General features: G+C 70.3%; 14 protein-coding genes. 8 read left to right on the top strand and 6 right to left on the bottom strand.

Going from position 1 to position 15,169, the window contains the following annotated elements:
• Positions 1-70: 70 nt before the first annotated feature.
• On the bottom strand, positions 71-553 hold the full coding sequence (locus AB0L71_RS17355) for a DUF6234 family protein (RefSeq protein WP_365243387.1): 483 nt from the start codon (positions 551-553) through the stop codon (positions 71-73).
• 397 nt (positions 554-950) lie between these two features.
• On the opposite strand from AB0L71_RS17355, the gene groES reads away from it, so the two are divergent.
• A complete protein-coding gene (gene groES / locus AB0L71_RS17360) occupies positions 951-1,259 on the top strand; it encodes a co-chaperone GroES (RefSeq protein ID WP_124716902.1) in 309 nt (102 codons plus the stop codon).
• A 99-nt stretch (positions 1,260-1,358) separates the two neighbouring features.
• Positions 1,359-2,984 carry a chaperonin GroEL gene (gene groL / locus AB0L71_RS17365; protein WP_365243388.1) on the top strand — a complete coding sequence of 542 codons (1,626 nt, stop codon included), beginning with the start codon at positions 1,359-1,361 and terminating at the stop codon, positions 2,982-2,984.
• A 114-nt stretch (positions 2,985-3,098) separates the two neighbouring features.
• On the opposite strand, the gene AB0L71_RS17370 is transcribed toward groL, so the two are convergent.
• Positions 3,099-3,872, bottom strand: coding sequence for an SDR family oxidoreductase (locus AB0L71_RS17370; RefSeq protein WP_365243390.1), 774 nt, complete (start codon positions 3,870-3,872; stop codon positions 3,099-3,101).
• 35 nt (positions 3,873-3,907) lie between these two features.
• On the bottom strand, positions 3,908-4,582 hold the full coding sequence (locus AB0L71_RS17375) for an MOSC domain-containing protein (protein WP_365243671.1): 675 nt from the start codon (positions 4,580-4,582) through the stop codon (positions 3,908-3,910).
• Positions 4,583-4,708: 126 nt separating this feature from the next.
• Between AB0L71_RS17375 and AB0L71_RS17380 the strand changes: the two genes are divergently transcribed.
• The gene (locus tag AB0L71_RS17380) at positions 4,709-5,599 is read left to right on the top strand and encodes a LysR family transcriptional regulator (RefSeq protein ID WP_365243392.1); all 891 of its coding nucleotides are present in this window, start codon (positions 4,709-4,711) and stop codon (positions 5,597-5,599) included.
• An 85-nt stretch (positions 5,600-5,684) separates the two neighbouring features.
• On the opposite strand, the gene AB0L71_RS17385 is transcribed toward AB0L71_RS17380, so the two are convergent.
• Entirely contained in the window at positions 5,685-6,020 is a 336-nt protein-coding gene (locus tag AB0L71_RS17385) for a WhiB family transcriptional regulator (protein WP_365243394.1), read from the bottom strand.
• 411 nt (positions 6,021-6,431) lie between these two features.
• On the opposite strand from AB0L71_RS17385, the gene AB0L71_RS17390 reads away from it, so the two are divergent.
• The 4 genes from AB0L71_RS17390 to AB0L71_RS17405 all read left to right on the top strand — a co-directional run bounded on the left by AB0L71_RS17390 (position 6,432) and on the right by AB0L71_RS17405 (position 10,776).
• Positions 6,432-7,043 carry a response regulator transcription factor gene (locus AB0L71_RS17390; protein ID WP_003948568.1) on the top strand — a complete coding sequence of 204 codons (612 nt, stop codon included), beginning with the start codon at positions 6,432-6,434 and terminating at the stop codon, positions 7,041-7,043.
• A 296-nt stretch (positions 7,044-7,339) separates the two neighbouring features.
• On the top strand, positions 7,340-7,915 hold the full coding sequence (locus tag AB0L71_RS17395; protein ID WP_365243396.1) for a sigma-70 family RNA polymerase sigma factor: 576 nt from the start codon (positions 7,340-7,342) through the stop codon (positions 7,913-7,915).
• Between the two features lie 128 nt (positions 7,916-8,043).
• Positions 8,044-9,546 (top strand): IMP dehydrogenase, encoded by a 1,503-nt coding sequence (guaB, locus tag AB0L71_RS17400; protein WP_365243398.1) that lies wholly within the window; start codon positions 8,044-8,046, stop codon positions 9,544-9,546.
• A 105-nt stretch (positions 9,547-9,651) separates the two neighbouring features.
• On the top strand, positions 9,652-10,776 hold the full coding sequence (locus AB0L71_RS17405; protein ID WP_365243400.1) for a GuaB3 family IMP dehydrogenase-related protein: 1,125 nt from the start codon (positions 9,652-9,654) through the stop codon (positions 10,774-10,776).
• Positions 10,777-10,841: 65 nt separating this feature from the next.
• Here AB0L71_RS17405 and AB0L71_RS17410 read toward each other — a convergent pair whose 3' ends face one another.
• On the bottom strand, positions 10,842-11,435 hold the full coding sequence (locus AB0L71_RS17410; protein WP_365243402.1) for a hypothetical protein: 594 nt from the start codon (positions 11,433-11,435) through the stop codon (positions 10,842-10,844).
• Positions 11,436-11,538: 103 nt separating this feature from the next.
• On the bottom strand, positions 11,539-12,801 hold the full coding sequence (locus AB0L71_RS17415) for a nucleotide sugar dehydrogenase (RefSeq protein ID WP_365243403.1): 1,263 nt from the start codon (positions 12,799-12,801) through the stop codon (positions 11,539-11,541).
• A 300-nt stretch (positions 12,802-13,101) separates the two neighbouring features.
• Here AB0L71_RS17415 and AB0L71_RS17420 point away from each other — a divergent pair, with 300 nt between their 5' ends.
• Complete coding sequence (locus AB0L71_RS17420) at positions 13,102-14,808, top strand: glycerol-3-phosphate dehydrogenase/oxidase (protein ID WP_365243405.1); 1,707 nt, start codon at positions 13,102-13,104, stop codon at positions 14,806-14,808.
• Positions 14,809-15,169 lie beyond the last annotated feature (361 nt).

Consider the following 15,169-nt stretch of genomic DNA (forward strand, 5'->3'; position numbering starts at 1 on the left):
CGGCCGGCCCGCAGGCGCGCCCGCACGGCGATCACGGGGAGCCCGGGGCGCCGGCCGCCACCGCCTGTCCTCAGCTGCCGGAGTCCCGGCACTCCCGGTCGTCGCCGCCGCTGCGGCATGGGTGGCCGGACTGGAAGGGCTCGACCGTGGGGACGGGGGCCGGCCGCGGGTGCGACCGGCGGTAGTCCTCCAGCCCGATCTGCACCGTGGCCCCGCAGAGCACGAGTGCGGCCAGGATCTGGAGCGCGCCGGCCCAGGGCCACCGCGAGCGGATCAGCACCATGGCGAACAGGCAGGCCACCGCGGTGAACCCGCCGAAGACGAGGACGGGTGTCCAGTCCATCGGCGGTGGCCCCGTCAGCTCCTGGCCACTGGGGCCCCACCGCGAGAAGGCCAGGGAGAAGGCGGCGAGCGCGCAGATCAGCCCCTCCACGACCAGCAGCAGCAGACCCAGCAGCACGTCGAGGCAGCCGTTGACGGGGCGAGCGGAGCGCGGTGCCGACGACGGGGGATCCGGAAGCGGGTTCGACGGCTGGTGCCGAGGTTCGAGCATGGGCCCCAGGGTCGTACGGAACCGTGCGGTCCGTCCCCGCGTCGCATTCAGGGTGCCCGGACCGTTGCGCGGTCGCGTCCGGACCGTTGCCGTCCCACAGTGCCCGGGGCCCGTGCTGCCGCGGCGTCACGAACGTGGTGCCGTCCGGACCGTTGGACGGAACGGGCACCCGTCGCCGACCGGGTGGGGGAGCCCGTACGGCGCCACGACGGGCTGAATTGGCACTCCGCTTGACCGAGTGCTAATCGCGGTCATAGTCTCGGTGCTGGCACTCACCACAGGAGAGTGCCAGCAGTTCAGTGCGACTGGCAGGTCCGGCACCCGCGACGACGGATCGACCTGGTCGCCACACCAAGACTCCTGACCCCGTGAGATCTCCGAAGGGGGAGACCGGATCGTGTCGACCGCCAGCACCAAGGTTGCGATCAAGCCGCTCGAGGACCGCATTGTGGTCCAGCCGCTCGACGCCGAGCAGACCACGGCTTCCGGCCTGGTCATTCCGGACACCGCCAAGGAGAAGCCCCAGGAGGGCGTCGTCCTGGCCGTGGGCCCGGGTCGCTTCGAGAACGGCGAGCGCCTTCCGCTCGACGTCAAGACCGGCGACGTCGTGCTCTACAGCAAGTACGGCGGCACCGAGGTGAAGTACAACGGCGAGGAGTACCTCGTCCTCTCGGCTCGCGACGTGCTCGCGATCGTCGAGAAGTAATTCACCCACGTTTGCTTCTGTTCTGCGCCCCTGGCCCCCTGCGAACAACCAGCCGGGCGGTCGGGGGCGCAGTACGTCTGAGAGGAAAGCTCAGCTGCCATGGCGAAGATTCTGAAGTTCGACGAGGACGCCCGTCGCGCCCTTGAGCGCGGCGTCAACAAGCTGGCCGACACGGTCAAGGTGACGATCGGCCCCAAGGGCCGCAACGTCGTCATCGACAAGAAGTTCGGTGCTCCCACCATCACCAACGACGGTGTCACTATCGCGCGCGAGGTCGAGCTCGACGACCCGTACGAGAACCTCGGTGCCCAGCTGGTGAAGGAGGTGGCGACCAAGACCAACGACATCGCGGGTGACGGTACGACCACCGCCACCGTGCTGGCCCAGGCGCTCGTCCGCGAGGGTCTGCGCAACGTCGCCGCGGGCGCTTCCCCGGCAGCCCTGAAGAAGGGCATCGACGCTGCGGTCAAGGCCGTGTCCGAGGAGCTCCACGCGACCGCCCGCCCGATCGACGACAAGGCCGACATCGCCGCCGTGGCCGCGCTCTCCGCGCAGGACCCGCAGGTCGGCGAGCTCATCGCGGACGCGATGGACAAGGTCGGCAAGGACGGCGTCATCACCGTCGAGGAGTCCAACACCTTCGGTCTGGACCTCGACTTCACCGAGGGCATGGCCTTCGACAAGGGCTACCTGTCCCCGTACATGGTGACCGACCAGGAGCGTATGGAGGCCGTCCTCGACGACCCGTACATCCTGATCCACCAGGGCAAGATCGGCGCGATCCAGGAGCTCCTCCCGCTGCTGGAGAAGGTCATCCAGGCCGGTGGCTCCAAGCCGCTGCTGATCATCGCCGAGGACGTCGAGGGCGAGGCGCTGTCGACCCTCGTCGTCAACAAGATCCGTGGCACCTTCAACGCCGTCGCGGTGAAGGCCCCGGGCTTCGGTGACCGCCGCAAGGCCATGCTCGGCGACATCGCCACCCTCACCGGTGCGACCGTCATCGCCGAGGAGGTCGGCCTCAAGCTCGACCAGGCCGGTCTGGACGTCCTGGGCACCGCCCGCCGCGTCACCGTCTCCAAGGACGACACCACGATCGTGGACGGCGGCGGCGAGCCCGGCGACGTCAAGGGCCGGGTCAACCAGATCAAGGCCGAGATCGAGGCCACGGACTCCGACTGGGACCGCGAGAAGCTCCAGGAGCGCCTCGCTAAGCTGGCCGGCGGCGTGTGCGTGATCCGCGTCGGTGCCGCCACCGAGGTGGAGCTCAAGGAGAAGAAGCACCGTCTGGAGGACGCCATCTCCGCGACCCGCGCCGCGGTCGAGGAGGGCATCGTCTCCGGTGGTGGCTCCGCTCTGGTCCACGCCGTCAAGGTCCTGGAGGGCAACCTCGACAAGACCGGCGACGAGGCCACCGGTGTCGCGGTCGTGCGCCGCGCCGCTGTCGAGCCGCTGCGCTGGATCGCCGAGAACGCCGGCCTCGAGGGTTACGTCATCACCTCGAAGGTCTCCGACCTCGACAAGGGCCAGGGCTTCAACGCCGCGACCGGCGAGTACGGCGACCTGGTGAAGGCCGGCGTCATCGACCCGGTCAAGGTCACCCGCTCCGCGCTGGAGAACGCCGCGTCCATCGCGTCGCTGCTGCTCACGACCGAGACCCTGGTCGTCGAGAAGCCGGCCGAGGAAGAGGCCGAAGCCGCCCACGGCGGCCACGGCCACGCGCACTGACGCCAGTCAGCGGCTCCGGCTGAACCGCTGAGCCACCGAGGCCCGGTACCCCGTCGCGGGGTACCGGGCCTCGGCACGTGCTGCCGTGCGTGGGGGAGTGCGGCGACCGCCCGCTCACCGAGGTCCGTAGGTGCGGCCCGCCTTGGAGCTGACCCCGCCGAGCAGGCCGCGCGGCGTCAGTTTCACGAGTCCCATCAACGCCTTGTACCGCGGATCCGGGATCGAGACCGACCTTCCGCGGGCCAGGTCCGCCAGCGCCGCCGACACCAGCTTGTCCGCGTCCAGCCACATCCACCCCGGGATGTTGCCGGTCCCCATCCCGGCCCGCTCGTGGAACTCGGTCCGGACGAAGCCGGGGCACAGGGCCATCAGCCGCACCCCCGAACCCGCCAGGTCCTTCGCCGCGCCCTGGGTGAACTGCACGACCCACGCCTTGGACGCGCCGTACGTCCCGCGCGGCAGGAACGCGGCCACCGAGGCGACGTTGACGACCCCGCCCCGGCCCCGCTCCCGCATCCCGGCCGCCGCCGCCGAGGTCAGCCGGAGGACCGCCTCGCAGTGCACCTTCAGCATCCTCAGCTCATCGGCCATGGATACCTCCAGATAGCGCCCCTTGTTGCCGAACCCGGCGTTGTTGACCAGCAGGTCGACCGGGTGCCGACGGTCCGTCAACCGGTCCTCGACCGCGGCGATCCCCTTGTCCTCGGACAGGTCGGCCGTCAGCACCTCGGCCTCGATGCCGTGCCGGTCGTGCAGCTCGGTGGCCTGCTCGCGCAGCCGCTCGGTGTCGCGGGCCACCAGCACCAGGTTGTGCCCGTCGGCCGCGAGCCGCCGCGCGAACGCGGCTCCGATCCCCGCGGTCGCGCCCGTAATCAGTGCAGTCGTCATACGCGGCACGGTAGTGCCTGTCCGGCGCACCGTGATCAGTTGTCCGCGGACTGCGTCGCCACATACTTCAGAGCGGCACGGAGCGTCTCGGGATGCAGCGCGTCCCCGGCCGCGAGCATCCTCGGCAGCAGGTCCCGGCGGGTCGTCGAGGCCAGGAAGTCCAGTTCCACGGTGACGTCGTGTTCGGGCCGGTGCACGATCTCGACCGGGTCGCCGGCGCGGATCTCGCCCGGCACGATCACGCGCAGATAGGCACCCGGCGCGGCCGCCTGAGTGAACCGCTTCACCCAGCGCTTCTCGTCGAGATGGCCGGCGAACGTACGGCACGGGATCCGGCTGGACGTGACCTCCAGGACCAGATCCGCGCCGATCCGCCAGCGCTCGCCTATCTTCGCGCCGCTCACGTCCAGACCGCTGGTCGTCAGGTTCTCCCCGAACGCGCCATTGGCCAGCGGACGGCCGAGCTCCCGCTCCCAGACGTCCAGTTCCTCGCGGGCGAAGGCGTACACGGCCTGATCGGAGCCGCCGTGATGGCGCAGATCGCACACCGCGTCCCCGGCCAGCCCACTGCCGCCGGTTCCCTTGGGGCCCGGGTCGGCGACGTGCACGGGGCCGTCGGCCGGCCGCTTGTCGATCCCTGTCGCACCACCGGGGGCGTCGGTGTACGCGACGGCCTTCGGCCGTCCCACGTTCACGGTCAGCAGCTTCATCGGCTTCATCGGCTCCGTGGGCTTCGTCGGCTTCGTCGGCTTCATGCGGAGAACGCTAACCACCACACCGCCAAAGGTGCACCCAGATATTTCACACCCTCCCCAAGGTTCTCTTATGGTTGGGGTGTGATCGAAGCACGCCATCTCCGTGTCCTGCGCGCCGTGGCCGCCACCGGCTCGTTCTCCGCCGCCGCCCGCGAACTGGGCTGCACCCAGCCCGCGGTGAGCCAGCAGATGAAGGCGCTGGAAGCCTCCGCCGGGACCACACTGCTGATCCGTACGGGCCGCGAGATGCGGCTGACTCAGGCGGGCGAGGCCCTCGTCCGGCACGCCTCCGGCATCCTCGCCGGGCTCACCGCCGCCGAGGAGGAGGTCGCCGCGATCGCCGGGCTGCGGGCGGGCCGGGTCCGGCTCGTCTCGTTCCCCAGCGGCAGCTCCACGCTGGTTCCCGGGGCCCTCGCGGCGCTGCGCGCGGCCCACCCCGGCACCCAGGTCTCCCTGGTCGAGGCCGAGCCGCCGCGCTCGGTCGAGATGCTGCGCGAGGGCGACTGCGACATCGCGCTGGCGTTCCGCTACGGGACCTCCGGCGCGGAGTGGGACGACCTGGTCGTGCGCCCGCTGCTCACCGACCGCCTGATCGGCCTGGTCCCCGAGGGGCACCGGCTCGCCGGGGCGGATGCGGTCGGGATCGCCGAGCTGGCCGGCGAGTCGTGGATCGCGGGCTGTCCGCGCTGCCGCCGCCAGCTGGTGGAGGTCTGCGAGGAATCCGGTTTCACGCCACGCATCGACTTCGCCACCGACGACTACCCGGCGGTGATCGGCCTGGTCGGGGCCGGGCTGGGCGTGGCCGTGCTGCCGGAGCTGGCGATCGAGTCGGTACGTCCCAAGGGGGCCCGCACCGTGCAGGTGGAACCGGCCGTCGAGCGCGAGATCGTCGCCCTGACCCTGCCCGACCTGGCCCGGGTGCCGGCGGTCGCGGCCACGCTGGAGCGGCTGTCCGTGGCGGCCGACCGCTGAGGCGGGCCTGCCTGTGTCCCGGCCGCCCTCGGTGGCCGGGTGGGGTGCAGAAACGTTTTTCTGTTGGCTTGGCGGGACGGCGGGATCAGCCGTGCCCGGACGGGGACGGAAGGGCCGTCGGCGCGGCCGCCGTGATCAGCCGGTTGCGGGCCCGTCCCATGAGCTCCTCGCGTTCGTCCTCGGTGAGTCCGCCCCACACTCCGTAGGGTTCGCGCACCGCCAGTGCGTGTGCTGCGCACTCGGCGCGTACCGGGCATCGCATGCAGACCTCTTTTGCCGAGTTCTCGCGGGCGCTCCGGGCTGCCCCGCGTTCACCCTCCGGGTGGAAGAACAGCGAGCTGTCGACCCCGCGGCAGGCCGCCAGCAGTTGCCAGTCCCACAGATCGGCGTTGGGTCCGGGAAGGCGGGAGAAATCTGCCATTGCTTGTCCCCTCGAAACCGTGCTGAGTCGGAATCGTCGTTGTCGTCCGTTTTGACCGTGCCCATGACATCTGCATCTACGGTGTAAGTAGATGTAAATATGACTGATTGCGAATCTAGTCACAGACACCAGCAAAAGGGAAGAAAACCCGCCAAATGGGGCATATCTTCATGAGGATTTTTCGGTTGACCGTTGGACGATCTGCGTCGCTCTCCTGTGTGCGTGATCCCTCACGTAGAGTGCCGAACCCGGCCGTCCGACCCGTAACTCTTTCGAGTGACCGTCGTTGAGAGGGCGGAGGCGGTTGACGGAAGAGCGATCGGGCAGATGTCCGGAAGTGTCGACCGCTCAGGTGACGACTTGTACAGCCTGGAGGTTCAAGGTGACGCTCATCAGCTGCGGAGGACGGTCATGACATCCGTCCTCGTCTGCGACGACTCCCCGCTTGCCCGAGAGGCGCTCCGTCGTGCGGTCGCGACCGTGCCCGGCGTCGAACGTGTGACGACGGCGGCCAACGGCGAGGAAGTCCTCCGCCGCTGGGGCGCCGACCGTTCGGATCTGATCCTGATGGACGTACGCATGCCCGGTCTGGGAGGTGTGGAGACGGTCCGGCGGCTGCTCTCCGCCGACCCCGGGGCCAGGATCATCATGCTGACCGTCGCCGAGGACCTGGACGGTGTCGCGCTCGCGGTCGCCGCCGGTGCCCGCGGCTATCTGCACAAGGACGCCTCCCGTGCGGAGCTGCGGGCCACCGTCACCCAGGCGCTGGCCGATCCGACGTGGCGGCTCGCCCCGCGTCGGCTGCGGTCGGCCGAGATGGGGGCGGCGCCGACGCTCACGGCGCGTGAGATCCAGGTGCTCGAAGGCATGAGCCACGGCCGTTCGAACGCCGAGATCGGCCGTGAGCTGTTCCTCTCCGAGGACACGGTGAAGACGCACGCCAGGCGCCTGTTCAAGAAGCTCGGCGCTTCGGACCGGGCGCACGCCGTGGCGCTCGGTTTCCGTTGGGGTCTGGTCCGCTGAGGACCGGCCGTGGCCGGAAGTAGCTCGAATCCCCGTCCGCACATCGGCGGACGGGGCAGGTGACCGGTGTGCGCGGGGCGGGCTGCGCCCCGTCGGCGGCGCCTGTCGCGCCGACGGTTTGTGAAGCTTCGCGGCCGATACCGCATCCTTGAGTCGTGGAGTTCCTCGGGAACGATTCGGTCGAGCGGAAGGGGAGGGCGCAGGGCATGACTTCCGGCGCACCCGCTCATAACGCTTCGGTGCACAACTACGGACGCGGCGGCGCGGATGACGCGGCTCCGAGGCACCATGGTCCGATGCGCGACGACGAAACGACCGTGATCGGTGCTCTGGTGCACCGTGCTGTCGAGGGCGACGCGCAGGCCACCCATGATCTGCTGGCCCATGTTCATCCGCTCGCTCTGCGTTACTGCAGGTCCCGGCTGAACCGTCTGCCCGGTGATGCTCGCCACTTCGTGGAGGACCTGGCGCAGGACGTGTGCGTCGCGGTACTGATGGCGCTGCCCCGCTACAAGGACACCGGCAGGCCCTTCGAAGCCTTCGTCTTCGCCATCGCGGGCCACAAGGTCGCCGACCTCCAGCGGGCCGCCATGCGGCATCCGGGATCGACGGTCGTGCCCTCCGACGAGATGCCCGAACGGCCGGACGATTCGCTCGGACCCGAGGAGCGTGCGCTGCTCAGCAGCGATGCGGCCTGGGCCAAGAAGCTTCTGGCCAACCTCCCGGACAACCAGCGTGAGCTGCTCGTCCTGCGGGTCGCCGTCGGTCTGACCGCGGAGGAGACCGGTCAGATGCTGGGCATGTCACCGGGTGCCGTCCGGGTCGCCCAGCACCGGGCCCTGAGCAGGCTGCGGGCCCTCGCGGAGCAGTGACCCGGGCTTTCTCCGGGTTCTGTACGAAGCCACAAAAGCCCTGAGTGATCTTGTTCGTGGAATGAGACGCCCCCGAAGGCCGTTAGCATGGACATCCGCACCGATCAAGGCCATTTGGGGAAGGTGTCATGACTGCATACGTCGACGGAGTGCCCGAGAAATTCGCGATGCTCGGGCTGACATACGACGACGTGCTGCTGCTGCCCGGCGCGTCCGACATGGCGCCCGACCAGATCGAAACCGCCTCGTACATCTCCAGGAACGTGCGGGTGAACATCCCGCTGCTCTCGGCCGCGATGGACAAGGTCACCGAGGCCCGCATGGCGATCGCCATGGCCCGGCAGGGTGGCGCGGGCGTGCTGCACCGCAACCTCTCCATCGCCGACCAGGCCAACCAGGTCGACCTGGTGAAGCGCTCCGAGTCCGGCATGGTCACCGACCCGATCACGGTGCACCCGGACGCGACGCTGCGCGACGCCGACGAGCTGTGCGCCAAGTTCCGCATCAGCGGTGTCCCGGTCACCGACCCCGCGGGCAAGCTGCTCGGCATCGTCACCAACCGTGACATGGCCTTCGAGTCGGACCGTACGCGCCAGGTGCGCGAGGTCATGACGCCCATGCCGCTGGTCACCGGCCAGGTCGGCATCTCCGGCGTGGACGCCATGGAGCTGCTGCGCCGCCACAAGATCGAGAAGCTTCCGCTGGTCGACCAGGCGGGCGTGCTCAAGGGCCTCATCACCGTCAAGGACTTCGTCAAGGCGGAGAAGTACCCGAACGCCGCCAAGGACAAGGAGGGTCGCCTGCTGGTCGGCGCCGCCGTCGGTGTCGCGGGCGACGCCTACGAGCGGGCCCAGGCGCTCATCGAGGCGGGCGTCGACTTCATCGTCGTCGACACCGCGCACGGCCACTCCCGGCTGGTCGGCGACATGGTCGCCAAGATCAAGTCGAACTCCTCGGTCGATGTCATCGGCGGCAACATCGCCACCCGTGACGGCGCCCAGGCCCTGATCGACTCCGGTGCCGACGGCATCAAGGTCGGTGTGGGCCCCGGCTCCATCTGCACCACCCGTGTCGTCGCCGGCATCGGCGTTCCGCAGGTCACCGCGATCTACGAGGCCTCGCTCGCCGCCAAGGCGGCCGGCGTCCCGGTCATCGGCGACGGCGGCCTGCAGTACTCCGGCGACATCGCCAAGGCCCTGGTGGCCGGCGCGGACACCGTGATGCTCGGCTCGCTGCTGGCGGGCTGCGAGGAGTCCCCGGGTGAGCTGATGTTCATCAACGGCAAGCAGTTCAAGTCGTACCGCGGCATGGGCTCGCTGGGTGCGATGCAGACCCGCGGCGACCGCAAGTCGTTCTCCAAGGACCGGTACTTCCAGGAGGGTGTCGCCTCCGACGAGAAGCTGGTGCCCGAGGGCATCGAGGGCCAGGTCCCCTACCGCGGCCCGCTCTCCGCGGTCGTCCACCAGCTCACCGGCGGTCTGCGCCAGTCGATGTTCTACGTCGGCGGCCGCACCGTCCCGGAGCTCCAGGCCAACGGCCGGTTCGTCCGGATCACCTCGGCGGGTCTCAAGGAGAGCCACCCGCACGACATCCAGATGACGGTCGAGGCGCCGAACTACAGCAAGAAGTAACGCGACAGTGCAGCCGAGGGGCGGTCCGGGGTTCCCGGGACCGCCCCTCAGCCGTGGGTCGGGGATACTGGACAACGCAGACGTAGAGGGAAAGGCCACATCATCGTGACTGAGATCGAGATCGGGCGCGGCAAGCGCGGCCGCCGGGCGTACGCATTCGACGACATCGCTGTCGTTCCGAGTCGACGCACGCGCGACCCGAAGGAGGTCTCGATCGCCTGGCAGATCGACGCCTACCGGTTCGAGCTGCCGTTCCTGGCGGCCCCCATGGACTCCGTGGTCTCCCCGCAGACCGCGATCCGTATCGGCGAGCTCGGCGGCCTCGGCGTGCTCAACCTCGAGGGCCTGTGGACCCGGCACGCCGACCCGCAGCCGCTGCTCGACGAGATCGCCGAGATGCCCGTCGAGTCGGCGACCCGCCGCCTCCAGGAGATCTACTCCGCCCCGATCCAGGAGGAGCTGATCGGCCGGCGCATCAAGGAGGTGCGCGACTCCGGCGTCGTCACCGCCGCCGCGCTCTCCCCGCAGCGCACCGCGCAGTTCTCCAAGGCCGTCGTCGACGCGGGCGTGGACATCTTCGTCATCCGCGGTACGACGGTCTCCGCCGAGCACGTGTCGAGCGCCGCCGAGCCGCTCAACCTCAAGCAGTTCATCTACGAGCTGGACGTCCCGGTGATCGTCGGCGGCTGCGCCACGTACACCGCCGCCCTGCACCTGATGCGTACCGGCGCGGCCGGTGTCCTCGTCGGCTTCGGCGGTGGTGCCGCGCACACCACGCGCAACGTCTTCGGCATCCAGGTCCCGATGGCGACCGCGGTCGCCGACGTGGCCGGGGCCCGGCGCGACTACATGGACGAGTCCGGCGGCCGGTACGTGCACGTGATCGCGGACGGTGGCGTCGGCTGGTCCGGCGACCTGCCGAAGGCCATCGCCTGCGGCGCGGACGCCGTGATGATGGGCTCCCCGCTGGCCCGTGCCACGGACGCGCCGGGCCGCGGCCGGCACTGGGGCATGGAGGCCGTCCACGAGGACGTGCCGCGCGGCAAGCTGGTGGACCTGGGCTCCGTCGGCACCACCGAGGAGGTCCTCACCGGCCCCTCGCACACCCCGGACGGTTCGATGAACATCTTCGGCGCGCTGCGCCGTGCGATGGCGACGACGGGGTACAGCGACCTCAAGGAGTTCCAGCGGGTCGAGGTGACGGTGGCGGACTCGCAGCACCGCCGCTGAGCCCTCGGACGCACAAGAGCCCGGACCGTGTGCGGTCCGGGCTCTTGTGCGTCCAGCGGGCCTGATCAGTCGGCCGCCTTGCGGGCGGCGGAGAAGGCGACCACCGCGGCGACCACGAAGAAGACGAAGCTCATGGCGCTCATGTCTTCCTTCCACACCTTGTTCAGGTTGCCGAAGTTGTCGAAGAAGATCTCGCTGACCGAGAGCGGGAACTGCTTGCTGATGAGGATGGCCTCACCGAGCAGCTGGCCGAAGTAGACACCGACCAGGGCGAGGACGGCGCCGATGGCCGGCAGGGCGGGGTTGCGGCCGCCGACCTTGCCCGCGGCGAAGCCGACGACGGCGCCGACACCCACGGCCGCGTAGCCGATCTCGTGCTTGGTGGCACCGATGATGGCGCCGTAGACGCCCGCGGCGACGAGGGCCGCGACGAGGGCGGCGAGCAGGCCGAGGCCCAGGTTGTTGCGGGCCGGGGCGGGCGGGGCGAACGGTGCTCCGCCGAACGCGGCGCCGGGCTGACCGGGCTCGCCGTACGGGCCGGGCTGCTGAGCCGCGAACGGATTGCCGGTGGGGGCGCCGGGCTGCTGGACCGCGTAGGGGTTGCCGTCGACGGGCTGGGCGTCGTTCGGCTGGTTCGTCGGTGGCACGGGCTGGCTCATGGCGGATTTCCCCCTGGACGCAAGCGCACGATTGTGCGAGAAGTGACGCCGCAGGCTAGCAGTCACCCCCGACATCGCCTACCCGATTCCCAGGAATCCCGTCTCACAGCCGGTGCGCGGCCCCCGCCGGGGTCGCGCCCCGGGTGTCCAGAAGGAGCTGGGCCTTCACGGCGAGGCCCTGGAGGTCGTAGGTGCGGTGGTGCTGGAGGAGCACGGTGAGGTCCGCGCTCGCTGCTGCCTCGTACAGCGAGTCGGCGCGCGGGACCGGGAGTTCACGCGCCCGCCAGTCCAGGACGTGTGGGTCGTGGTAGCCGATCTGCGCCCCCATGTCCATCAGCCGGGTCGCGATCTCCCGGGCGGGGGAGGCCTCCTGGTCGGCGAGGTCCGGCTTGTAGGTGACGCCGAGGAGCAGGACCCGGGCGCCGCGAACGGATTTGCCGTGCTCGTTCAGGAGGGTGGCGCAGCGCTGGATCACGTACTGCGGCATGCGGTCGTTGATCTCCTGGGCGAGCGAGACCATGCGCAGCGGGTGCCCGGGGGTGCGGCTGCTGTACGGGAGGTGGCCCGGGTCGACGGGGACGCCGTGGCCGCCGACGCCCGGGCCCGGCCGGAACGGCTGGAAGCCGAACGGCTTGGTCTCGGCGCACCTGATGACGTCCCAGAGGTCGACGCCGAGGTCGTGGCAGAGCACCGCCATCTCGTTGACCAGGGCGATGTTGACGTGCCGGAAGTTGGTCTCCAGGACCTTCGTCATCTCGGCCTCGCGCGGTCCGCGGGCCCGGACGACCTTGTCGGTGAGCCGGCCGTAGAAGGCGGCGGCGGACTCGGTGCAGGCGGGGGTGAGCCCGCCGATGACCTTGGGGGTGTTGGCGTAGACGTGGGTCCTGTTGCCGGGGTCGAGGCGGCCGGGGGAGTGGGCGAGATGGAAGTCGCGCCCGGCGCGCAGTCCCGAGCCCTCTTCGAGCAGGGGCAGTACGAAGGTCTCGGTGGTGCCGGGCTGCACGGCCGATTCCAGCAGGACGGTGGTGTGCGGGCGCAGCCGGGCGGCGAGCGCGCGGGTCGCGTCGGCGACAGCGGTGAGGTCGAGGGTGCGGTCGGCGCCGAGCGGGGTGGGCGCGCAGATCACCGCGGTACGGACCCGGCCCAGTTCGGCCGGGTCGGTGGTGGGCCGGAACCCCCGGGAGAGCATCCGGCGCACCTCGGAGGCGGTGAGCGATCCTTCGAGGGGGGTGCGGCCCGCGGCGAGTTCGGCATAGGCGCGGGGGTCGGTGTCGTAGCCGACGGTCTGGACACCGGCGGCGACGGCGGCCTGGGCAAGGGGGAGGCCGAGGTGGCCGAGTCCGATGACAGCGAGGTCTGCGGGCATGTGGGCCGTCCTTCCCTGGACCGATCGGTGGATGGAGGGCGCGCCACCTCCGCCTGCCGGTCGGTCGGTCCAAGACCATGAGGGCGGAAAGCGCAACCGCTGTGGACGGCGCAATGTCACAGTAGGCGCAAATATGACCTATATGTCGCATTGTCTGTTTTTCATCCTCCTGGTGTTGTCCACAGGCGGTGGCCGAAGTCATCGGCGACGGACAGAATCGAGGGGTGGGCACGGGGCGCCCGACCGCTCGGTCGGGGCGCGCCGCGTGCCGGACCACCCCGATCGATCCGGGAGGCAGCAGTGAGGACAGCGACACTGGGACCTGCGGAGCGTGCTGTGGCGCTCGCCGCGATGGCCGAGCGCGAACTGGACGTGCTGGTCGTGGGCGCGGGTGTGGTCGGCGCCGGTACGGCACTGGACGCTGCGACCAGAGGACTCGCGACCGGCCTCGTCGAGGCGCGCGACTGGGCCTCGGGCACCTCCAGCAGATCGAGCAAGCTGATCCACGGCGGGCTGCGCTATCTGGAAATGCTCGACTTCGCGCTCGTCCGGGAGGCGCTGAAGGAGCGCGGGCTCCTCCTGGAGCGGCTCGCCCCCCATCTGGTGAAGCCCGTGCCGTTCCTCTACCCGCTGCAGCACAAGGGCTGGGAACGGCTCTACGCCGGCTCCGGCGTGGCGCTCTACGACGCGATGTCGGTGTCGTCGGGGCACGGCCGCGGACTGCCCGTCCACCGGCACCTCTCCCGCCGCCGCGCCCTGCGCGTCGCCCCGGCGTTGCGGAAGGACGCCCTGGTCGGGGCCCTGCAGTACTACGACGCCCAGATGGACGACGCCCGCTATACGGCGACCCTGGTGCGCACCGCCGCCGGATACGGCGCCCATGTCGCGAACCGGGCACGGGTGATCGGTTTCCTCCGGGAGGGTGAGCGGGTCGTCGGCGCCCGGGTGGAGGATGTCGAAGCGGGCGGAGAATACGAGATCAGGGCCAAACAGGTGGTCAATGCCACCGGGGTGTGGACAGACGACACCCAGGCGCTGATCGGTGAGCGGGGCCTGTTCCACGTCCGGGCGTCCAAGGGCATCCACCTGGTCGTTCCGAAGGACCGCATCCATTCCTCGACCGGCCTGATCCTGAGGACCGAGAAGTCCGTCCTCTTCGTCATCCCGTGGGGGCGGCACTGGATCGTCGGGACGACGGACACCGACTGGGACCTCGACAAGGCGCACCCGGCGGCGTCCAGCGCCGACATCGACTACCTGCTCGAACACGTCAACTCGGTGCTGGCCACCCCCCTGACCAGGGACGACGTGCAGGGTGTCTACGCAGGGCTGCGGCCGCTGCTGGCCGGTGAGTCGGACGCGACCAGCAAGCTCTCGCGCGAGCACACGGTGGCGCACCCGCTGCCGGGCCTGGTGGTCGTGGCGGGCGGCAAGTACACGACGTACCGGGTGATGGCGAAGGACGCCGTGGACGAGGCGGTGCACGGCCTCGACCAACGCGTGGCGGACTGCGTCACCGAGGACATCCCCCTGCTGGGGGCGGAGGGATACCGCGCCCTGTGGAACGCGCGGGCGAGGATCGCGATCCGGACGGGACTCCATGTCGCCCGGGTGGAGCATCTGCTCAACCGCTATGGCTCCATGACCGAGGAGATTCTCGACCTGATCGCCGCTGATCCGACGCTGGGCGAGCCGCTGCCGTCGGCGGACGACTATCTGAAGGCCGAGGTCGTCTACGCCGCCTCGCACGAGGGGGCCCGTCACCTCGACGACGTACTGACCCGGCGCACCAGGATCTCCATCGAGACCTTCGACCGGGGCACGCTCAGTGCCCGGATCTGTGCGCAGTTGATGGCGCCGGTCCTGGGCTGGGACGAGCGGCAGATCGACCGGGAGGTCGAGCACTACGAGAAGCGGGTGCAGGCGGAGCGGGAGTCGCAGCGGCAACCGGACGACCTCACGGCGGACGCCGCCCGGCTCGGCGCGCCGGACATCGTGCCGCTCTGACGGCCGGCCCGCCGGTGCGCCGGTCCCTGCGGGGCGTGTCCCTCGGGGATCGGGCACCCCTCCGCGGAACTCCGCGTCCAGCAGTGCCGATTCGGGGGAGACCGCAGCGGTCGGGGAGTCCGTGTCGACGCGGTACGCCGGGGCGGACCGGCCTTCGCGGGGCGGGTGGCGGCGGCACGCACCGCTGGGTAGGGTCGCTGTTCCCCGGCGCGGCAGCGCTGCCGGAAGCGGGGCGGCGAGCAACTCCCCGAGTGCCGGCACGACAGGGATTCCCTTTCTCCGGTTCCCTCGTGACGGGCCTTTGGACCCGGCACCATGACCGGCGCCGGGGTGAGGGACAATGAACGCTCTGCCAGGGCGG

This window comes from Streptomyces sp. NPDC052052 (assembly GCF_040680455.1).
Lineage (GTDB): Bacteria > Actinomycetota > Actinomycetes > Streptomycetales > Streptomycetaceae > Streptomyces.